We start from the raw sequence: 19796 nt of genomic DNA on the forward strand, positions 1-19796 counted from the left end.
ACGGCCCCCCAGTCGCACCGGTGAATTCTCACCGAATGCGAGGGTATCCGATGCGGCGGTGGTTCCGATCTGTCGCGGATGCGCCGACTCAGCGAGAGCTGCGCGTCGGCGTCGCGGCGATGTCGGCAGGCCTCACCTTCACGGGCAGCAGCAGGAGGAGTCCCGCGAGCAGCACGATCACGATCCCGAGGATGCCGTAGTGCGTCGCACCGAACCAGCCGATGAACGCGGCCCACAGCAGCGGCGAGAGGAAGCTCATCACGCGGCCGGTGGTGGCGTAGAGGCCGAACACCTCGCCCTGCATGCCGGCGGGGGTGACTCGGGCGAGCAGCGATCGGCTCGATGCCTGGGCAGGGCCGACCGCGGCCGACAGCAGGATGCCGCCCACCCAGAACACCGGCTTGCCGCCCTCGCGCAGGACGAAGACGAACAGCGCGCTCACGATGAGGATGGTGAGCGCCGTGATGATGACCGCACGGGCACCGAACCGGTCGTCGAGGCGGCCGGCGATGATCGTCGACACACCGGCGACGAGGTTCAGTGCGATGCCGAACGCGATGACCTCGGTCGCGCTGAAGCCGAACGACACGGCGGCGAGCACCCCGCCGAAGGCGAAGACGCCCGCCAGGCCGTCGCGGTAGACGGCGCTCGCGATCAGGAACCAGAAAGTCGGCCGGTGCTCACGGAAGAGGGCCACGATGTCGTGCACGAGCACGACGTAGCCCTCGAAGAAGCCGACGCGGCGTCGGTCGGGACTTGCCGGCGACTCCGGCACGAGGAAGACGAAGGGGAGTGCGAACAGCACGGTCCAGATCGCGGCGCCGACCGCGATGAGGCGGTACGCCAGCCCGTCCGACACGTCGAGCCCGAACCAGTCGAAGGTGTTGAGCACCACGACGAGAGCGAGGGCGAGGATGCCGCCGATGTACCCGAGTCCCCAGCCCAGACCGCTGACGCGGCCGATCGTCTTCGGAGTCGAGACCTGCACCAGCATGGCGTTGTAGTTGACCCCCGCGATCTCGGAGGCGACCGATCCGAGTGCGACGAGGATCGCGCCGAGCCAGAAGAACTGGGGCTCGGCGTAGACGAAGAAGAGCGCGAACTGCAGCATGGCCAGCACTGCGGTCGCACCGACCACCCAGCGCTTCTTGGTGCCCGCCGCGTCGGCGCGCTGCCCGAGCACGGGCGCCAGCAGCAGGATCAGGATGCCGGCGGCGAACGTGACCCAGCCGTACCACTCGGCGAGATCCGAGAGGGCGCCGCAGTACTCCGTCGCCGCGTCGGCGGCGCGCGAGCAGACCATCTCGCCGTCGGCGTTCTGCGCGGCGACGCCGGCGGGGAGGAACGCGTCCGACACCAGGTACAGCGAGACGAAGACGAACGTGAGGATGACCGAGTTGAAGGGCTGGGTCGCCCAGTCCCACAGCGCCCAGGCGAACACCCGTCGCCGGGGGACGGGCATGTCGTCCAGCCCGTCGGTGTTGAGCGCCGCGGTCGACAGGACGTGCTCCGCGGGAGTGCCCGCGCCGGAGGCGCCGGCGGGCTGCGCGGGGGCGCCGGGTTCGTCCGATCCGGGGGCAGGGGAGCTCATGTCGGCCAAGGTAGGACCCTTCGATGAACGGCTGGTGCGCACTCAACGTAGCGCTGAAGGGGCGGCGGATGGTTGGCTTCGTCCATGACTGGGGAAACCCCGCCCGCGCCGGCTTTCAATGGGCGCCTGGCCATCCTTCTCGCCATGGCGATGTTCGTGCTCGTGGTGGACACCTCGATCATGAACGTCTCGATATCGGCGGTGGTCACCGAACTCGGCACGACCGCCAGCGGCGTGCAGGGCGCGATCGCGCTTGAGGCCCTGGTGTCGGCCGCCTTCATCCTGATCGGCGGCAAGACCGGCGACCTCATCGGTCGCAAACTCGCCTACACCCTCGGTCTCCTCGGCTACGCGGTCGGCGCAGTGGCGATGACCTTCGCGCAGAACCTCACCACGGTCATCATCTTCTGGGCGGTGATCGGCGGCATCGGCGCATCCCTCCTTCTGCCCTCGATGCAGTCGCTCATCCACGGCAACTTCGCCGGCGATCATCAGAAGCGCGTCTACGCGCTCGTGGGCGCATCCGCCGCGATCGCGGCGGCGGTCGGTCCGCTGCTCGGCGGATTCATCACGACGTTCTGGTCGTATCGGGTCGCGTTCGCCCTCGAGGCCGTCATCATCGCCGTGGTGCTCCTCGGCCTCGGCCTGGTGAAAGACGTCAAGTACCACGGAGACCGCTCCATCGACCTCGTCGGCGCGGGCCTGTCGGTCGTCGGCATGGGCGGCGTCGTTCTCGGCATCCTCGTCTGGCAGGAGGGCGGCGGCTATGTCGGACTGCTCATCGGGCTCGGCGTCGTCGCGCTCGGCGGGCTCGCGTGGTGGCTCAACGCGCGCAAGAAGCGGGGCAGGCCGGTGCTGCTCGACCCGGCGCTGTTCTCCTCGAAGCCGTTCCGCACCGGGGTCAGCGGGCAGCTCCTTCAGCAGATTGCGCTCGGCGGCACGATGATCGTGCTGCCGCTCTACCTGCAGATGGTGCTCGAGTACAACGCGCTGCAGGCCGGACTGTCGATCGCGCCGCTGTCGCTCAGCATGTTCGCGGTGGCGATCTGGGCGGGACGGCGCGGCAAGGGGCGCCCGGCGAACCTCATCCTCATGGGGTTCTCGCTCGCCTTCGTCGGTCTTGTCGCGATCGTTCCCCTCGTCCCGATCGCCGAGTCGGGCTGGTACCTCGCCGTGCCGCTCGTCATCGCCGGATCGGGCCTGGGGCTGCTCGTCTCGCAGCTCAACAACTACACGCTCTCGCCGATCTCTGACGAGCGGGTCAGCGAGGCCGCGGGAGTCAACTCCGCCGCAGGATCGTTCGGGCTCTCCTTCGGCCTCGCGTTCGCCGGCGCCATCATGCTGGCGACCCTCGCCGCGTCTTTCACCGCGCTCGCCGATGCGAGCACCGTGCTCACCACGGAGCAGCAGCAGCAGGTCTCCACGGTCCTCGAGGAGGATGCCGAGCTGATGTCGAACACCGGCCTCGAGGAGCTGCTCGCGGACGAACCCCCGGCAGCCGCCGACGAGGTCGTCCGCATCAACACCGAGGCGCGCCACATCGCGCTCCAGGTGGCGCTGCTGATCCCCATCCTCGCCGCCCTGCTGGGCGCGCTGAACGCGCTCCGCATGCGGCGGCTGCCGGATCCGCAGCCGAACGCCGCCGCGGAGGGCACGATGCTCGGATGACGCTCGGCGGGCATCCGCTCGCGCGCTCGATCTCGCGCGCGGGCCGCTCCCAGGCATGACTGCGAGACTTCCCCCCATGGCGCGATCCGTCCCCTCACGAGCCGGCGCGCGCCGCCCTGCTCCCGCGAAGAAGCGAAGCGCGCCGACCCGCGCGCCGGGCGGCCGACGCCGGTCCGCCGCCGCGCGCAAGCGCGCCGCCGCAGCCCGTGCGCGGCGGCTGCGGACCGCGCTGATCGTCTCGATCGTGACCATCGCGATCGTCACGGTCGCGGGCATCGCCGCCGTCTTCACGGTCGTCGGAAGCGCGGCCCGGGGCTTCGGGGACTGTGCGGGCTTCGCCCTCGCGCCCGGTCAGGTCGCGGCATCCGCATCGCAATGGAACGACGAGCAGCTCGGCAACGCCGCCGTCATCATGGGGGCGGGCAGCGACCTCGGTCTGTCGGCGCGCGACCAGGCGATCGGGGTCATGACCGCCATGGGCGAGTCGTCGCTGCGCAACCTCGATCACGGGGACTGGGAGACCAGCGGCGTCACCAATCCGGACGGCAGCCGCACCACCTCGATCGGCCTGTTCCAGCAGCAGGACAGCTGGGGCAGCCGCGAGCAGCGGATGGACCCGTACACCGCCGCCACGCTGTTCTACCGTGCGATGGCGAAGGCCGTCCCCGACGGCGAGCGGCTCGGGCTCGCGCCGACGCTCGTCGCCCACCGCACCCAGGTCAACGCCGACCCGCAGCACTACGCGCGCTACTGGCCCGCCGCGGTGCGCGTCGTCGAGAAGCTGTCCGGCGCCGACACCGGTCTCGCCGAAGCCGACGCCGACGACCCGAGCGGGTGCCGGTCGGAGGGCTGAACGCCGACCGCTAACTTGAGCCGGTTCGTATCAACTTTGATTTGACGGATGCCGCACCCCGGCGTATGGTTGAGCCATCGCGACTCAACCTCCACGAGTGGGGGCGGGGACGCGAGCAGACTTCCCATCAACCCCGGGCGCCGGCATCCGTTCTGCGTCCATATGAAGGAGAGATACACATGGCACGTGCTGTTGGAATCGACCTCGGTACGACCAACTCGGTCGTGAGCGTCCTCGAGGGCGGCGAGCCCAAGGTCATCGCGAACGCCGAGGGCTTCCGCACGACCCCGTCGGTCGTCGCATTCACGAAGGACGGCGAGGTGCTCGTCGGCGAGACCGCCAAGCGCCAGGCCGTCACCAACGTCGACCGCACCGTCTCGTCGGTCAAGCGCCACATGGGCACCGACTGGAGCTTCGACGTCGACGGCAAGAAGTGGACGCCGCAGGAGATCTCCGCGCGCATCCTCCAGAAGCTCAAGCGCGACGCGGAGCAGTACCTCGGCGACACGGTGACGGATGCGGTCATCACGGTCCCCGCCTACTTCAACGACGCCGAGCGCCAGGCCACCAAGGAGGCCGGCGAGATCGCGGGTCTCAACGTCCTGCGCATCATCAACGAGCCCACCGCAGCCGCACTCGCGTACGGTCTCGACAAGGGCAAGGAGGACGAGCTGATCCTCGTCTTCGACCTCGGTGGCGGCACGTTCGACGTCTCGCTCCTCGAGGTGGGCAAGGACGACGACTTCTCGACCATCCAGGTGCGCGCGACCGCCGGTGACAACCGCCTCGGCGGCGACGACTGGGACCAGCGCCTCGTCGACTACTTCATCAAGCAGTTCAAGGACACCACCGGTGTCGACGTCTCGGGCGACAAGATCGCGCTGCAGCGCCTCAAGGAGGCCGCCGAGCAGGCGAAGAAGGAGCTCTCGAGCTCGACCTCGACCTCAGTGAACCTTCCTTACCTGTCGCTCACCGACTCGGGCCCCGTCTCGCTGTCGGAGACCATCACGCGCGCCAAGTTCGAGGACCTCACCAAGGACCTCCTCGACCGCACCAAGAAGCCGTTCGAGGATGTCATCCGCGAGGCCGGCATCAAGGTCGGCGACATCGACCACGTCGTGCTCGTCGGCGGCTCGACCCGCATGCCCGCGGTGTCGGAGCTCGTCAAGCGCGAGACCGGCAAGGAGCCCAACAAGGGCGTGAACCCGGACGAGGTCGTCGCCGTCGGCGCAGCCCTCCAGGCCGGCGTCCTCAAGGGCGAGCGCAAGGACGTCCTTCTCATCGACGTCACCCCCCTGAGTCTCGGCATCGAGACCAAGGGCGGCATCATGACGAAGCTCATCGAGCGCAACACCGCCATCCCGACCAAGCGCAGCGAGACCTTCACGACCGCCGACGACAACCAGCCGTCGGTCGCCATCCAGGTCTTCCAGGGCGAGCGCGAGTTCACCCGCGACAACAAGCCGCTGGGCACGTTCGAGCTGACCGGCATCGCGCCGGCTCCGCGCGGCATCCCGCAGGTCGAGGTCACCTTCGACATCGACGCGAACGGCATCGTCCACGTCTCGGCGAAGGACAAGGGCACCGGCAAGGAGCAGTCGATGACGATCACCGGCGGCTCGTCGCTGCCGAAGGACGACATCGAGCGCATGGTGCGCGAGGCCGAGGAGCACGCCGCCGAAGACAAGAAGCGCCGCGAGGCCGCCGAGGTGCGCAACCAGGCCGAGACCCTGTCGTACTCGATCGAGAAGCTCATCAAGGAGAACGAGGACAAGCTTCCCGAGGACGTGAAGAACGAGGTCCAGGGCGACGTCGATGCTCTCAAGACCGCACTCGCGGGCGAGGACGACGAGGCCGTGAAGACCGCGTTCGACAAGCTCAACCAGAGCCAGGGCAAGCTCGGCGAGGCGATCTACGCCTCGGGCCAGGCCGCCCAGTCGGCTCCGGATGCCGCAGCCGGCGAGCCCGGTGACAGCCAGGGCGCGACGAACTCCGACGAGGACGTCGTCGACGCCGAGGTCATCGACGAAGACGAAGAGAAGAAGTAACCATGGCCGACAAGGACCACGACCCCACGGCCGGCTCGGGAGCCGGCGACGAGGAAGAGGTCCGTCCTGACGAGGAGGGGTCGGAGGCACAGGCCTCCGGCCCCGTCCCGCAGGACGGAGAAGAGCTGGACGAGGGCGACGACCTGACGGTGGACGACATCCTCGGCTCGGCGCAGAACGCCGACGCCGCGGCAGAGGACGCCGTGTTGGCCGACCTGGAGTCGGCGCTGCTGAACGACCTCAAGCGGCTGCAGGCGGAGTACGCCAACTACCGCCGCCGCACCGAGGAGCAGCGCGAGGTCGAGATCGAGCGCGCGCAGGGCGCGGTCGCGAAGGGCCTGCTGCCGGTGCTCGACGACCTCGACCGCGCTGAGAAGCACGGCGACCTCGAAGAGGGCTCGCCGTTCGCGGCGATCGCCGTCAAGCTGCGTGGCGTCGCCGAGAAGATGGGCATCACGACCTACGGCGAGGCGGGCGAGCTCTTCGACCCTCAGCATCACGAGGCGATCTTCCAGGTGCCGACGCCCGGCGCGACCGAGACCACGATCCTCGAGGTCGTCGAGATCGGCTACCGTCTCGGCTCGGTCGAGCTGCGTCCGGCGAAGGTCGTCGTCGCGGTTCCTGCCGACTAGTCCGAAGGAGCACGATGGCCAGTCAGGACTGGTTCGACAAGGACTTCTACTCGGTGCTCGGCGTCTCGAAGGACGTCAGCGAGGCTGACCTCAAGAAGACGTATCGCAAGCTCGCGCGGAAGTACCACCCCGACTCCAACCAGGGTGACGCTGCCGCCGAAGCGAAGTTCAAGGAGGTCAGCGAGGCGTACTCGGTGCTCTCCGATGCGGAGCAGCGCAAGGAGTACGACCAGATCCGCGCGATGGGCTCGGGCGCCCGCTTCACCGCGGGCGGCCAGGGTGGAGCCGGGGGCTTCGAAGACGTCTTCTCGATGTTCAATCAGGGCCGCGGTGCGCGGTACCAGAACGCCGAGGACTTCGACGACATCTTCGCGATGTTCAACCAGCAGCAGGGTGCGGGCTTCGGCTCGGGCCGGTTCGGGCAGTCGACCGGCGGCTACCGCGGCTACGGCGGTCCCACCCGCGGGGCCGACGTCACGGCGCGCACGACGATCGACTTCGTCACGGCGACCAAGGGCGAGACCATCACGCTGCAGGGCGAGGATGGCAAGCCGTTCAAGGTCAAGATCCCCGCCGGCGTGTCGGACGGGCAGAAGATCCGGCTGCGCGGTCGCGGGCGCCCGTCGCCCGACGGCGGCGAGAACGGCGACATCGTCGTGCAGGTCGCCGTGCGCCCGCATCCGGTGTTCACCCGCGACGGTCTCAACCTGCGTGTCACCGTGCCGGTCACGTTCACCGAGGCGGCGCTCGGCGCCACCATCGAGGTGCCCACGCTCGGCGGAGACCCGGTGCGGCTGCGCGTCGCGCCGGGGACGCCGTCCGGCCGCGTGCTGCGCGTCAAGGGCAGGGGTGTCGAGACCGCCAAGGGCACCGGCGACCTCCTCGCCGAGGTGCAGGTCGCGGTGCCGTCGCACCTCGACGACGCCGCGCGCGAGGCGCTCGAGCGCTTCCAGAGCCTCGAGCCGAAGGAGAACCCGCGCGCCGACCTCATGGCGAAGGCGCAGGGCTGAGCCAGGGAGGTGACGAGGATGGGTGAGAACGACATCGACGAGGATGCCCCGATCTTCGCGATCGCCGTCGCCGCAGAGCTGTCGGGCATGCACCCGCAGACCCTCCGCCAGTACGACCGGCTGGGGCTCGTCGTGCCCGCCCGCACTCAGGGCGGTTCGCGGCGCTACTCGCTGCGGCACGTCGAGCAGCTGCGCGAGGTCGCGCGCATGTCGGCCGACGGCATCGGCCTGCCCGCCATCGTGCGGATCCTGGAGCTCGAGAACCGCGTGCAGGAGCTGCACGGGCGGGTTCGCGACCTCGAGGACCGCATGCGCGCCGAGCTGGAGAAGCGCCCCGGCGCCCGGGTCTTCGCCGCCGGCTCCACCGGCAACGTCGTGACCCTGCGTCACGGCACGCGCGTGCGACGCGCCACCGAGGTCGTGGTGTGGCGGCCGCGCACGCCGATCGCGCCGGTGACCGACGATCGCGATCAGACTTCCGACGACTGACGAGTCGTCTCGTCCCGCTCTGTTTCCGCGGATGGCGCAGCCGCTCGTCGCGCGCTGTTTGTGCTCGTCCGCGATCCCCGGTCGAGGTTTCGCGGGGATGAAATCGATTTCGTGATTACCCTTGTCGGACGTATCGTGGCACTCGACGATCGAGGAGGATCATGTCTCTGCCGCGTTCATGCGTTCGCCTCCGCCGGGTCGCCGGCGTCGCGGCGTCCGTCTGCCTCGCCGTAGGCCTCGCGTCGTGCGGCGCGCCGGCGACCCCCGCCGTCGACGACGACCAGGACAAGCCCTTCGTGCTCGAGGGTGTGTCGGGCCTCACCGAGATCGCGCAGCTCACCGGACCGGACGCCATGAACGACACCGCATCGGCGGCCGTGTCCGGCACCGACCTGGGCTCCATGGTCAACCTCGGCGATCGCACCTACTTCTTCTTCGGCGACACGTTCGGCGAACGCGAGCCGGCATCGGTCGGCGGTCAGGGAGGCATCTGGCGGTCCAACGTCTCGGCCTGGACGACGGACGACGACCCCTCCGACGGCATCCGGTTCGACGGGTGGGCGCCCGCCGACGACCTGGGCTGGGCGGAGGCGCTCGTGGAGGGCGAGCACGACTCCAACGACGGCGAGGGCGAGGTCACGAAGATCCCCACGCACGGCTTCGCCGTCGGCGACACCCTCTACATCTCGTGCATGTCGGTGGCGCACTGGGGTGAGCCGGGCGCCTGGGATGCCAACTACGCGGGGCTCGCCAAGTCCACGGATCGGGGCGAGACCTGGACCCCGCTCGACGCACCGAGGTGGCCAGGGGACTCGAACTTCGTCCAGGTGGCGCCCGTGGGCGTCTCGGACGACGGCACCGACTACATCTACTTCTGGTCCATCCCATCAGGCCGGTTCGGGGGCGTGGCGCTCATGCGCGTGCCCGCAACGGAGGAGGCGGTCGAGGACGCCGGCGCGTACTCCTACTTCGCGGGGACGGATGCCGACGGTACGCCGCAGTGGGACACCGACATGGGTGCCGCCGAGCTCGTGCTCGAGGGGACGATCGGTGAGCTCTCCGTGATGTGGTCGGACTATCTGAGCAGGTGGCTGATGACCTACTCCGACGGCGGCGACGCCTACATCCGCGAAGGCGTGACCCCATGGGGGCCGTGGAACGACCCGATCCTCCTGGCCTCCGGTGCGGAATACCCGGGCCTCTACGCGCCGTACATGAACCCGCGCTACGTCACCGACGCCGGCAGCCGGGTCCACTTCTCGATGTCGCTCTGGGGACCGTACAACGTCTTCTGGTTTTCTGTGGACCTCGAGCGGGCTTCGTGAGGTCGGCTCGGGTGGCGGGTTGTGAAATCGATACAACGGCGCCTGGATGCCGCTCGCGTCGGTCTAGCAACGGTGTTTCCGCACCTTCCACGGCGGATCCGCTGCCGTGGGACGTGTGGCGGGGGCACGCGATCCCGCAGAATCGGTCTCCGAGCCCGTTGCGCATGAAATCGATTTCGTCTAGCCTGACCCGAGACGAGATCAGTGGCGATCCGCGCACGACGGCGGACGGCGCTCGATCGGTCAGACCGGGCTCCCCTGACCGGCCACAGCTCCGACTCACCGAAGAGTCGTGTTCCTGAGGAGGGACGAATGCACAAGAGAAACAGCAGGCTCTTGCTGGTCGTCGCGGCGGCTGCGGCCGCCGGCATGGCGCTCGCCGGCTGCGGCGCCGGCGGCGGCGACGCTGGCGATGACGGCGTGGCGACCATCCAGTTCTGGCACCGCACCTTCACCCCGGTCGAGAACGAGTGGTACGCGGGCATCGTCAAGCAGTTCAACGAGTCGCAGGACGAGATCAAGGTCGTCGACACGGAGGTCCCGGCGGACGCCTGGGACCAGAAGATGAAGTCGGCGCAGGCGGCCGGGAAGGCCCCCGACATCTACACGTTCTCGGCCAGCATCACGGATGCCGTCAACGCCGGGCAGCTCCACGAGCTCAACGACCTCGTCCCTCAGGACAAGCTCGAAGAGATCATCGAGCCGGCGCAGCCCATCTCGCAGATCGACGACAAGTACTACGCGTACCCGCTTCTGCTCGAGCCGCAGACGGTGCTGTTCTGGAACAAGGACCTGCTGTCGGCCGCAGGGCTGGACCCCGAGACCGGTCCGACCACCTGGGACGAGATGCTCGACATGTGCGCGGCGATCAAGCCCACCCTCGCCGAGGGGCAGTACTGCATCTCGCCGGCGAGCGACGCCGTTACCTTCGCGTGGTCGTCCGTCGGCCAGCAGTACAACTTCGCCGGCCACACCGCGCTGAACGACGACTGGACCGCACCCGACATCGACGATCCCGGGTACCGGGAGCTCATGGCGAACTACAAGACGCTGTGGGATGAGGGCTACATGCCCCAGCAGGCGCTCGACGTCTACGTCGGAGGCAAGGACTTCGGCGAGGAGAAGGTCGCCTTCAAGGTGTCGGGCTCGTGGATGATGTCGGAGATCGGGTCGGACTACTCCGACGTGCTGCCCAAGACGGGGATCGGCCCGTTCCCGAATGCGGCGGATGCCGACGGTCGCGGCGCGAGCACGCTCGGCAACTTCCGCTGGGTGATCGACGCCAAGTCCAAGAACGCGCAAGCGGCCGCCGACTTCCTGACGTGGGCGCTCGCGGGCGACCCCGAACTGCTCGTGCCGTTCTTCGTCGACACGCAGTTCACCAAGGTGCCCGTGCGCGAGTCGGTGCAGGAGGCCGTCTCGGCCGACGAGGCCAGCGCGAACGCGCCGTGGTCATCGATCGTCATGAACGACATCGTGCCGACCGCGATCCCCGAGCCCACCTACCCCTGGGACGTCTCGCTCGCCGTCGGCACCGCGATGGAGTCGGTGATGAAGGGCGCGGCCTCGGCCGACGATGCCATCAAGACGGCGGAGGATGCCATCAACACGGTGATCCAGCGCGACGATCTGCCCAGCAAGGCGCCGACGTCCTAGCGAAGGATCGGATCCGGGGGTCGATGCCATCGGCCCCCGGACGTGTGCCCCGGCCCACAGCGAGGTGAGGAAATGACCGCGACGCAGACGATGATGGCCGAGACGGAGACGATGGTGCTCCCCGGTCGCCGGCACGACAAGCACCGTCACAACAGATTCCGGTACCGCGACGGGAGGATCGCGTACCTGCTCATCCTTCCGGCCGTTGTGCTCCTCGGGATCTTCGTGGTCTGGCCGGCCATCTACGCCGGGTACCTCTCGTTCCAGGACTGGAGCTTCTACAAGGACCCCGAGTTCGTGGGGTGGCGCAACTACACCAACGTCCTGAGCGACCCGCTGTTCTGGGAGTCGATCGGCCGCGGCTTCGTGTTCGTGGCGATGACGGTGCCGCCGATGCTGATCCTCGCGTTCTTCTTCTCGAGCCTCGTCGTCAGCGTGTCCCGCTGGTTCGCCGGCGTGCTGAAGGTGAGCATCTACATCCCGACGATCATCTCCGCGGTGATCACGTCGATCATCTTCGTGCTGATCTACAACTACTCGGGCGGCATCCTGAACGCGATGCTCGGAGGGTTCGGCATCGATCCCATCGCCTGGATCGGCGACCCCGCGTGGGCGCTGCTGGCCATCGCGATCCCCGCCATCTGGCTCGGGATCGGCCTCACCTCGCTCATCATGGTCGCCGCGATGATCGACATCCCCACCGAGTACTACGAGGCCGCCGCGATGGAGGGCGCCAACTGGTGGGAGAAGACGCGGTACATCACGCTCCCGCAGATGAAGAACGTCTTCCTGTACCTGCTCATCACCGGCTTCGTCGCGGCGATCCAGCAGTTCGAGCTGCCGCTCGTCATGACCGGCGGCGGGCCGCTGAACTCGACGACCCTGCCGAACCTGTTCATCTTCAACCACTTCCGCAACGACATCAACGTCGGCTATTCGATCGCGGCGGCGCTGCTGCTGTTCGTGGTGCTCGGCACGGTGTCGGCGCTCGTGTTCCGCTTCGTCAACTCCGAGAGGCTGGTGGACTGACATGACTGCCGTTCAGCACGCCCCCGTCGCGACAACGGTCGTCCAGCGGCGTCCGCGCCGTGATGCGACGTGGTGGTTCTACGTGATCGGCAAGGCGATCGTGGGGATCGTCTTCGTCGCCGCCGCGCTCTTCCCCCTGGCCTGGATGGTGATCGCCGGCTTCAAGTCGAAGACCGAAGTGATCGAGACGCCTTTCCAGTTCTTCCCCGAGGTGTGGCGATGGGAGAACTACGCCCAGATCCTCGCCGACCCCACGTTCACCCGCACGATGCTCTGGACCTTCCTCGGCGCGGTGCTCTTCACGCTGCTCGCCCTCACCGTCAACTCGCTCGCGGCCTACGCGTTCGCCCGCCTGGACTTCCGCTTCAAGCGCACCCTCTGGGTCATCGTCATCACCACGATGTTCATCCCCGGCATGACCATCCTGCTCACGAGCTTCATCGTCGTGACCAACCTCCAGATGCTCGACACCTTGGCGGTGCTGGTGATCCCGGGCGCGGCCAGCGCGGGGATGATCTTCTTCATCCGGCAGTTCTATCTGAGCATCCCGTCCAGTCTCGAAGAGGCGGCCATGCTCGACGGCTGCGGGCGGATGCGGATCTTCACGAAGCTGTTCCTGCCGCTGTCGAAGCCGCCGTTCGTCGTGATGGGGATCACTGCGTTCCTCGCGTACTGGAATTCCTACGTGTGGCCGATCATGACGATCACCACGCCTGACCAGTTCGTCGTGCAGCAGTACCTGGCGACCTTCCGCTCGGAGCGCAGCACCGAGCTCGGGCTGCTGATCGCGGGATCGGTGCTTGCTGCGGCGCCCGTGATCATCCTGTTCCTCGTCTTCCAGCGCCAGATCATCGGCAACATCAAGATGGCCGGCCTCAAGTAGGCCGACCTCGTCTGTGGAAAGGACTCGCGAAGATGCGACGACTGCGAACGAACACCGCCCTCATCGCCGCCGTCGGCGCGCTCGTCATCGGGGTCGTCGCCCCGGTCGGCGCCGCGGCGGCACCCGCACCGGCCGAGACGGAGGTCGCCGCCGCGGCGGCGTTCCCCGACCATTCCCCGGCCGTGGTCGTCGGCAAGATGACCGGCCCCAAGTCGACGAGTGCGACCGACGCCGCCTGGCGAGTGACGGGCACCGATCTCGGCATCATGTGGGACAACGGCCAGGGCCGGATCCTCACCGCGTTCGGCGACACGTTCGGCGACTGGACCGGACCGGGCGGAGGCGGCGGCGACTGGCGCTCCAACGTGCTGCTGCGCAGCTCAGACACCGACCTCTCCGACGGCATGACCTTCGACTCGGCAGTCGAGGACGCCCCCGGCCACGCGGGCGAGATCATCCCCTCGCTGAAGATCAACGGTGAGGAGATCACCACGATCCCCACCGCCGGCATCGCCGTGGGCTCGCGGCAGTATCTGGCGTTCATGTCTGTGCGGCAGTGGGGTGCGCCCGGTGCGTGGGACACGAATTACAGCCGCATCGCCTACTCCGACGACAACGGCGAGACGTGGAACTCGACGGACGGCCCGCAGTGGACGAACACGCCTGACGGGCAGCATCCGTTCCAGATGGTCGCCTTCGAGCGGCACGACGGGTACGTCTACATGTTCGGCACGCCCAACGGCCGCTTCGGCGCAGCGCACGTCGCGCGCGTACCGGAGGCGCAGCTGCTCGACAAGTCGGCCTACTCGTACTGGAACGGGTCGAGCTGGATCGTCGGCGACGACACCGCAGCCGTCGCCATCGTGCCGCCGAACGTGGCCGAGCTGTCGGTGCAGTACAGCGATCACACCGGCGGGTGGCTCATGGCGTACCTCGACGAGAACCTCGACCTCGTGCTGCGCACCGCGCCCTCGCCCGAGGGCCCATGGAGCGATCGGCAGCGACTCGCCAGCTTCGCCGACTTCCCCGGACTCTACGGCGGCTACATTCATCCATGGTCGGAAGGTGGCGACCTCTATCTCTCGCTCTCGCAGTGGGAGCCGTACAACACGTACCTGCTGCGCGCCGAGATCGATGCGAACGGCACGGTGGTGAACCCGAACCTGATCCAGGACCCCGGTTTCGAGCGCGCCGTGGACGGCGCGATGCCTGCGCCGTGGGCATGCACGGGCAACTGCGGCGTCGACATCAACCACACGTGGGCCCACGGCGGCACGAAGCAGGGGTGGATGCGGTTCAACTCCGGCTGGATCGACGTGCATCAGGACGTGGCGGTCGAGCCGAACACCACGTACACGCTTACTGGATTCGTCGTGACAGGCGGCACGTCCGCCGCGGGATCCATCGGCGTTCGTGAGCTCGGCGCCGGTGGAGCGACCATCGGCGAGACCGGCTTCGAGGCGGTGGGCGCGTACACGCGATACTCCGTCACCTTCCACAGTGGCAATCGCACGCAGGTGCAGGCCTTCGTCGGCACGCACCTGAACGGCGACCGGTGGGTGCAGTTCGACGACCTCTCGCTCGTGAAGGCGAAGGAGCAGCTGCCGGGGCTCTCGGTCTCCGTGAACTCCGACCCCGCCGCGGGCACGGAGGTGGTGCGCGACGACGTCGTGACGTACAAGGTGACGGCGTCGACCGACAGCGCGACGGCCGAAGGCGTCGCCCTCGCCGTGGACCTCGCGGGACTCGTCGACGATGCGACGCTGGATGCCGCGTCGGTGGCGTCGTCGATCGGCACGCCGGTGCTTGACGGGTCGACGCTGCGGTGGCAAGGTGACATCCCGGCGCGCGAGACGCTCGAGCTCTCGTTCGCGGCGACCGTCCGACGAGACGCGTCGCGTACCGACTCGCAGCTCGTCGTGGTCACCACGGCGACCGGCGATCGGGCGATCCTCACCTCGTGCGACGGCTGTGCGCTGACACTCACCGCCGTCCACTACGACCCGCGCCCGCCGCGACCGGAGTTCCCCGACAAGCCCGGCAAGCCCGAGAAGCCGGGCAAGCCCGGCAAGCCCTAGCGCCGTAGGCCACGCTCGCCGTCCGATCCGTGAGGGACGGGCGGCGGGCGGCCGATGGCACCTGCGCCGGCGGTGGGTTGCCCCGGCGAGTTGGGAGGAGGCCAACGAATGCTGTTGTCGCTGACGGGCGCCAGCGGCGCCGGCAAGTCGAGCGCGCTGGACGTCTTGAAGACCGTCGACTGGCGGACTCAGGTCGATTGCGTCGAGTTCGATTGGATCGGGGTGCCGGCGGATGCCGACACCGCCTGGCGGCATGCCGCCATCGAGCACTGGGTGCAGCGCGCCGTGTCGGGGCAGCGCTCCGGCCGTCACTTCCTGCTGTGCGGGCAGGTGCCAATGGGAGAGTTGCTTGCTGCGCCTTCGGCGGATCAGCTCGACGGGATCGCCGTCTGCGTTCTCCACTGTTCGCCGGAGGTCCGTCTTGCGCGATTGAGAGCACGCGGAGAGCCGGAGCAGACGCTCATCCATCACGTCAGATTCGGCGAATGGTTTCGTGACCACACCCTGGATCCGACGCACAGCCCGGAGGTGATCCGCGCCGAGAACGCAGTGGGGATGCGATGGGAGCGGTGGGCGGACTGGCCGAAAGGCGATCCTCGGTGGGATGCCCAGATCATCGACACGGATCGCTTGAGTCCGGAGGAAGCGGCGCAGGATATCGAGACCTGGGTGCGCCGTGCACTTGCCGACGGTGCGATGCCGCGCTTCGGCTGAGATCGCGACGACGGACGTTGCGTCGCCGGGCTTCCAGGTCAGCGGCTCGCGTGCAGTCGATCGAGCAGTAGCGCGCCTGCGCGACCTCGGCACCGCTCTCCCCAGGTTCGCCGCTCCTCCTCACCGACGCCGGCCGCATGGTGGCACTATGCAAGGGATGGACACTGCCACCCGCGACGAACTGCGCGCACTCCGGGCCCGCGCGTACGGTCCCACGGCGGACATCGACCAGGACCCGGCCGCACTGCGACGACTGCACGAACTAGAGGCGCGCCAGAGGCCGGGGGCGGCATCCGATGCTGCTGCAGCGGTCCACGTGGCGACGGCTGTGCCGGCGGAGCCCGAGACGGCGGCGAGACCCGAATCGACGGCGCAGGTCGAGCCGGCGCTCCCACAGGCAACCACGCGGCAGCCGACACGACCGCCGACGCGGTATGTCGGCGAAGGTGGCGCCGAGTCGCCGGCAGACGAGCACCTCGCGGCAGAACCCGACTCGCCGACCACCAGCCCCGATCCCACGCCGCCGAAGCATCGTCTCCGCCTGCGCACACGACTGCTGTGGGCGCTGTCGGTGGTCGTCGCCGCCGCCGTCGCCGCCGTAGTCACCTATGCGGTGACGTCGATGGCTCCCGTCTCGGTCTCCAGCGGCGCGGAGCAGATCGCCACGCTCGAGCCCGATTCGCTGGTCCACGTGCCCACCGGCTGGTTCGGTGCCGGGCCGAGCTCGGCCGCCTACCAGTACTACGGTCTCACTCTCTTCGAGGCGGCCGGCGGCTTCAGCTCCGCCGGAAACGGAACCCAGTGCTTCACCATCGTCGCCACCGAACAGCTGCCTGCCGACGATGCCGACCCGAATTCCTGGTCGGTGAACGGACCGATCTACTCCGGTTGCCGTGTCGGCCCCTTCCCGGCCACCGTCCAGTTCGCGATAGACAGCAACAGCCCCGAAGAACTGCGTGCGCGCTTCCCCGACGGCAGCACGCTGCAATTCGTCCGCGACGGCGATCGCATCGGGGTGTTCCACTCGGGCGAGTAGGCCTTCTGGGCTCGGGCAGCGACCCCGGCACGGGTTCCGTGCGCGGATGCCGTGCCCCTAGGCTGTCGCGGTGACCGACGCACTGGACGAGGGGCCGTTCTACCACGGCACGAAGGCCGACCTGGAGGTCGGCGATCTGCTGACACCGGGCTTTCGGTCGAACTACCGGCCCGAAGTCGTCATGAACCACATCTACTTCACCGCGCTGCCCGATGGGGCCGGGCTAGCAGCAGAGCTGGCGGCCGGGGACGGCGAGCCGCGCGTGTACGCCGTGGAGCCCACCGGGCCGTTCGAGAACGATCCGAACGTGACCGACAAGAAGTTCCCCGGCAACCCCACGCGGTCCTACCGCAGCGGTGCACCCCTGCGCATCGTCGGCGAAGTCACGGACTGGACGCGACTGACTCCCGAGGCGCTGCAGACGTGGCGGGAGCGCCTGGCGGCGCTCCGGGCGGACGAGCGCGGCGAGATCATCAACTGATCCGAGACCGGGCCACTCAGTCCTGCGGTGCGCGCGGAGGTGTCGCGCCGATGTCGGGCACCGGCGCGGTGCCTAGGTGCACCTCCATGTCGTCGGCCGTCGGCGTCCTCGGCCGGCGTGCCGTGGGCCGGTCGAGGTAGAACATCGCCGTCGAGGCGATGTCGTCGCGGAGCGGAAGATATCGCCACCCGCTGCGCCATCCGAGCGCCTGGATGTCGACCTTCGGGATGCCGCTCGAGAAGTGGATCGGATCCGGCAGGTGCCAGCGGTACATGCCGAAGCGCTGCTGACTGACGTACAGGCCATCCGGGCGGATCACCTGCGGCATGCCGAGGTAGGGAGTCGAGAACTCCGTGTAGCCCTTGCCGGGGATGTCGAAGTTCCAGGCGCCGCCGAAGTAGTCCTCGGTGCCGGTGCCGCAGATGGTCGGGTGGTCGGTGTCGTCGTCCAGGTAGAACTTGATCTCGCCCTCCCCCCACCAGCCGTTGGAGTTGACGCCCCAGGCGATGTAGGTGCCGACGTACTGGCCCTGGCCTTCGATGCCGTCCAGGATCGTGTGGGGAACGAGCTCCTCCAGCGGATTCGACCGGCGCCACTGCGCGTGGAAGTACCCGTCGGCAGAGTAGTCGCCGCCGATCTCGTAAGTGACCTGGTAGTACACGCGGACGTCGACCACCGACGTGTTCTCGACGGTGAGCCGGGCGCCGGCGCGGAAGGGCATCGGCCAGTAGGAGTTGAAGCCGCCGTGGGGGTTCGCGGCGATCGCCTGTGAGTTCACCTGGGCGAACACACCCCAGCCGTTGCAGAAGAAGTCGCCGTAGGGGACCTCGACCGCGGGCTCCTCAGCGCCGTCCCAGTAGGCGCGCAGGAGGAGCGTGCGCCAGTTGTCGGTGTGGGTCGTGATCCAGAGGTGGGTGATCCGGCCCGGCCCGTCGATATTCGCGAGGTCGAAGGTCTCACCGGCCTTGATGTCGACGCTGGGCGAGATCTTCCATCCCGGGCCGAGGTCGCGGGCGGAGGACGCCCCCGTGCCCTCGGTCGCGCGGCCGCCCCCGCCGGCGGAGCCGTCGAAGTTCTCGGGTGAGATGGACCGCGTCTGCACCGACCGCAGCGAGGCGATCGACGAGAGGGCGGGGGAGGGGGACTGGGGTGCGTTCATCGGTCGGCACGTCCTCGTGTCGGTGCGCCGGAGTCGGCGCGATGGTGCGAGCGAATGGTAGACATTTTGGAATCGATTTCAACACTGTATGGTGGGCACACCGGCATGTCAACGCGAGTCGGTGCAGGGGAAGCGGGGTGCCGTGGCAACGATCTACGAGGTCGCCAAGCTCGCCGGCGTGTCGCCGGCGACTGTCTCCCGCGTCTTCAACGGCATGGGCGTGTCGGACGAGAAGACGCTCGCGGTGCGCGACGCGGCCCGCCAGCTGAAGTTCACTCCGAATCGCACGGCGCGCACCCTTCGCAGGCAGGCGTCCGAGGTGATCGCCCTGGTGATCCCCGATATCGAGAACCCCTACTTCACAGAGATGGCGCGGGGAGTGGAGGATGTCGCCTCCCAGGCCGGCTACTCGGTCGTGTTGTGCAACACCGACGCGCAGATCGAGAAGGAGGCCACGTACCTCCAGATCGCGATCTCGGAGCACATGGCCGGCGTGATCCTGGCGGCGGCATCCGACCATACGAACCTCGACGAGCTCCTGGCCACCGGCCGCCCTGTTGTCGCCGTCGACCGCGGCACCGGCTACGACATCGACGGCGTCGTCATGGCCAACCGCACCGCGGGTCAGGCTGCCACCGAGAATCTGGTGCAGGCCGGCTACCGGCGCATCGCATGCATCACCGGGCCGCAGCACATCGAGACCGCGTACGAGCGCGCACAGGGGTGGCGAGCAGTGCTGGCGCGTCATTTCCCGGATGCCGATCCCGATGAGCTGCTGAGGTACTCGACGTTCCGCGTCGACGGGGGACGCGAGGTCATGGAGGAGCTGCTCGCGCTTCCCGATCCGCCGGACGCGGTGGTCGCGGGCAACAATCTTCTCGGCGTCGGAGCGATCCAGGTGCTCACCGAGCACGGAATGACCCCGCCGAAGATCGGCGTCGCCGTCGTCGGCTCGCTCCCGTTCACCACCCTCACCCCGACCGCCGTCACCGTCGTGCGGCTGCCGGCGAGGCACATGGGCGTGACGGCGGCGAAGATGCTGCTCGAGCGCATCAACGGCGATGACCAGCCCGCGCGCACCGTCGTGCTGCGCAACGAGGTCCAGCCGGCTCGCGCGTCCGCGCGCGGCTGACCCGACGGCTCG

General features: G+C 68.5%; 17 protein-coding genes. 15 read left to right on the forward strand and 2 right to left on the reverse strand.

Annotation, left to right across the window (positions count from 1 at the left end; genetic code table 11):
- Window positions 1-88: 88 nt before the first annotated feature.
- On the reverse strand, window positions 89-1591 hold the full coding sequence (locus Q9R08_RS04160) for an MFS transporter (RefSeq protein ID WP_308866567.1): 1503 nt from the start codon (window positions 1589-1591) through the stop codon (window positions 89-91).
- Between the two features lie 84 nt (window positions 1592-1675).
- On the opposite strand from Q9R08_RS04160, the gene Q9R08_RS04165 reads away from it, so the two are divergent.
- The 14 genes from Q9R08_RS04165 (at window position 1676) to arr (ending at window position 17493) form a co-directional block, all read left to right on the forward strand.
- Window positions 1676-3259 (forward strand): MFS transporter, encoded by a 1584-nt coding sequence (locus Q9R08_RS04165; protein WP_308866568.1) that lies wholly within the window; start codon window positions 1676-1678, stop codon window positions 3257-3259.
- Window positions 3260-3335: 76 nt separating this feature from the next.
- Complete coding sequence (locus Q9R08_RS04170; RefSeq protein ID WP_308866569.1) at window positions 3336-4112, forward strand: peptidase M23; 777 nt, start codon at window positions 3336-3338, stop codon at window positions 4110-4112.
- A 179-nt stretch (window positions 4113-4291) separates the two neighbouring features.
- Complete coding sequence (dnaK, locus tag Q9R08_RS04175; RefSeq protein ID WP_308866571.1) at window positions 4292-6160, forward strand: molecular chaperone DnaK; 1869 nt, start codon at window positions 4292-4294, stop codon at window positions 6158-6160.
- Between the two features lie 2 nt (window positions 6161-6162).
- Window positions 6163-6792 carry a nucleotide exchange factor GrpE gene (locus Q9R08_RS04180; protein ID WP_308866572.1) on the forward strand — a complete coding sequence of 210 codons (630 nt, stop codon included), beginning with the start codon at window positions 6163-6165 and terminating at the stop codon, window positions 6790-6792.
- A gap of 14 nt (window positions 6793-6806) precedes the next feature.
- Entirely contained in the window at window positions 6807-7802 is a 996-nt protein-coding gene (locus Q9R08_RS04185) for a DnaJ C-terminal domain-containing protein (RefSeq protein WP_308866573.1), read from the forward strand.
- 18 nt (window positions 7803-7820) lie between these two features.
- The gene (locus tag Q9R08_RS04190; protein ID WP_308866574.1) at window positions 7821-8291 is read left to right on the forward strand and encodes a heat shock protein transcriptional repressor HspR; all 471 of its coding nucleotides are present in this window, start codon (window positions 7821-7823) and stop codon (window positions 8289-8291) included.
- Window positions 8292-8452: 161 nt separating this feature from the next.
- Window positions 8453-9616: a DUF4185 domain-containing protein gene (locus Q9R08_RS04195; RefSeq protein WP_308866575.1), complete on the forward strand. Its 1164-nt coding sequence runs from the start codon at window positions 8453-8455 to the stop codon at window positions 9614-9616.
- A 312-nt stretch (window positions 9617-9928) separates the two neighbouring features.
- Entirely contained in the window at window positions 9929-11272 is a 1344-nt protein-coding gene (locus Q9R08_RS04200) for an extracellular solute-binding protein (RefSeq protein ID WP_308866576.1), read from the forward strand.
- 72 nt (window positions 11273-11344) lie between these two features.
- Window positions 11345-12301: a carbohydrate ABC transporter permease gene (locus tag Q9R08_RS04205; protein ID WP_308866577.1), complete on the forward strand. Its 957-nt coding sequence runs from the start codon at window positions 11345-11347 to the stop codon at window positions 12299-12301.
- A 1-nt stretch (window position 12302) separates the two neighbouring features.
- Window positions 12303-13184, forward strand: a complete 882-nt coding sequence (locus Q9R08_RS04210) for a carbohydrate ABC transporter permease (protein WP_308866578.1) — start codon at window positions 12303-12305, stop codon at window positions 13182-13184.
- Between the two features lie 32 nt (window positions 13185-13216).
- On the forward strand, window positions 13217-15262 hold the full coding sequence (locus Q9R08_RS04215) for a DUF4185 domain-containing protein (RefSeq protein ID WP_308866579.1): 2046 nt from the start codon (window positions 13217-13219) through the stop codon (window positions 15260-15262).
- 108 nt (window positions 15263-15370) lie between these two features.
- Window positions 15371-15976, forward strand: a complete 606-nt coding sequence (locus Q9R08_RS04220) for a hypothetical protein (RefSeq protein ID WP_308866580.1) — start codon at window positions 15371-15373, stop codon at window positions 15974-15976.
- Between the two features lie 157 nt (window positions 15977-16133).
- Window positions 16134-17012, forward strand: coding sequence for a hypothetical protein (locus Q9R08_RS04225; RefSeq protein WP_308866581.1), 879 nt, complete (start codon window positions 16134-16136; stop codon window positions 17010-17012).
- 70 nt (window positions 17013-17082) lie between these two features.
- Complete coding sequence (gene arr / locus Q9R08_RS04230; protein ID WP_308866582.1) at window positions 17083-17493, forward strand: NAD(+)--rifampin ADP-ribosyltransferase; 411 nt, start codon at window positions 17083-17085, stop codon at window positions 17491-17493.
- A 16-nt stretch (window positions 17494-17509) separates the two neighbouring features.
- On the opposite strand, the gene Q9R08_RS04235 is transcribed toward arr, so the two are convergent.
- Window positions 17510-18652 carry a glycoside hydrolase family 172 protein gene (locus Q9R08_RS04235; protein WP_308866583.1) on the reverse strand — a complete coding sequence of 381 codons (1143 nt, stop codon included), beginning with the start codon at window positions 18650-18652 and terminating at the stop codon, window positions 17510-17512.
- Window positions 18653-18794: 142 nt separating this feature from the next.
- Between Q9R08_RS04235 and Q9R08_RS04240 the strand changes: the two genes are divergently transcribed.
- The gene (locus Q9R08_RS04240) at window positions 18795-19784 is read left to right on the forward strand and encodes a LacI family DNA-binding transcriptional regulator (protein WP_308866584.1); all 990 of its coding nucleotides are present in this window, start codon (window positions 18795-18797) and stop codon (window positions 19782-19784) included.
- Window positions 19785-19796: the final 12 nt, after the last annotated feature.

The organism is Microbacterium psychrotolerans (assembly GCF_031085295.1).
Lineage (GTDB): Bacteria > Actinomycetota > Actinomycetes > Actinomycetales > Microbacteriaceae > Microbacterium > Microbacterium psychrotolerans.

What these genes read in the sequence shown, in the direction of transcription:
- Q9R08_RS04160 (WP_308866567.1), bottom strand. Translation starts at nt 1,591, where the DNA reads ATGAGCTCCCCTGCCCCCGGATCGGACGAACCCGGCGCCCCCGCGCAG.
- Q9R08_RS04165 (WP_308866568.1), top strand. Translation starts at nt 1,676, where the DNA reads ATGACTGGGGAAACCCCGCCCGCGCCGGCTTTCAATGGGCGCCTGGCC.
- Q9R08_RS04170 (WP_308866569.1), top strand. Translation starts at nt 3,336, where the DNA reads ATGGCGCGATCCGTCCCCTCACGAGCCGGCGCGCGCCGCCCTGCTCCC.
- dnaK (WP_308866571.1), top strand. Translation starts at nt 4,292, where the DNA reads ATGGCACGTGCTGTTGGAATCGACCTCGGTACGACCAACTCGGTCGTG.
- Q9R08_RS04180 (WP_308866572.1), top strand. Translation starts at nt 6,163, where the DNA reads ATGGCCGACAAGGACCACGACCCCACGGCCGGCTCGGGAGCCGGCGAC.
- Q9R08_RS04185 (WP_308866573.1), top strand. Translation starts at nt 6,807, where the DNA reads ATGGCCAGTCAGGACTGGTTCGACAAGGACTTCTACTCGGTGCTCGGC.
- Q9R08_RS04190 (WP_308866574.1), top strand. Translation starts at nt 7,821, where the DNA reads ATGGGTGAGAACGACATCGACGAGGATGCCCCGATCTTCGCGATCGCC.
- Q9R08_RS04195 (WP_308866575.1), top strand. Translation starts at nt 8,453, where the DNA reads ATGTCTCTGCCGCGTTCATGCGTTCGCCTCCGCCGGGTCGCCGGCGTC.
- Q9R08_RS04200 (WP_308866576.1), top strand. Translation starts at nt 9,929, where the DNA reads ATGCACAAGAGAAACAGCAGGCTCTTGCTGGTCGTCGCGGCGGCTGCG.
- Q9R08_RS04205 (WP_308866577.1), top strand. Translation starts at nt 11,345, where the DNA reads ATGACCGCGACGCAGACGATGATGGCCGAGACGGAGACGATGGTGCTC.
- Q9R08_RS04210 (WP_308866578.1), top strand. Translation starts at nt 12,303, where the DNA reads ATGACTGCCGTTCAGCACGCCCCCGTCGCGACAACGGTCGTCCAGCGG.
- Q9R08_RS04215 (WP_308866579.1), top strand. Translation starts at nt 13,217, where the DNA reads ATGCGACGACTGCGAACGAACACCGCCCTCATCGCCGCCGTCGGCGCG.
- Q9R08_RS04220 (WP_308866580.1), top strand. Translation starts at nt 15,371, where the DNA reads ATGCTGTTGTCGCTGACGGGCGCCAGCGGCGCCGGCAAGTCGAGCGCG.
- Q9R08_RS04225 (WP_308866581.1), top strand. Translation starts at nt 16,134, where the DNA reads ATGGACACTGCCACCCGCGACGAACTGCGCGCACTCCGGGCCCGCGCG.
- Q9R08_RS04235 (WP_308866583.1), bottom strand. Translation starts at nt 18,652, where the DNA reads ATGAACGCACCCCAGTCCCCCTCCCCCGCCCTCTCGTCGATCGCCTCG.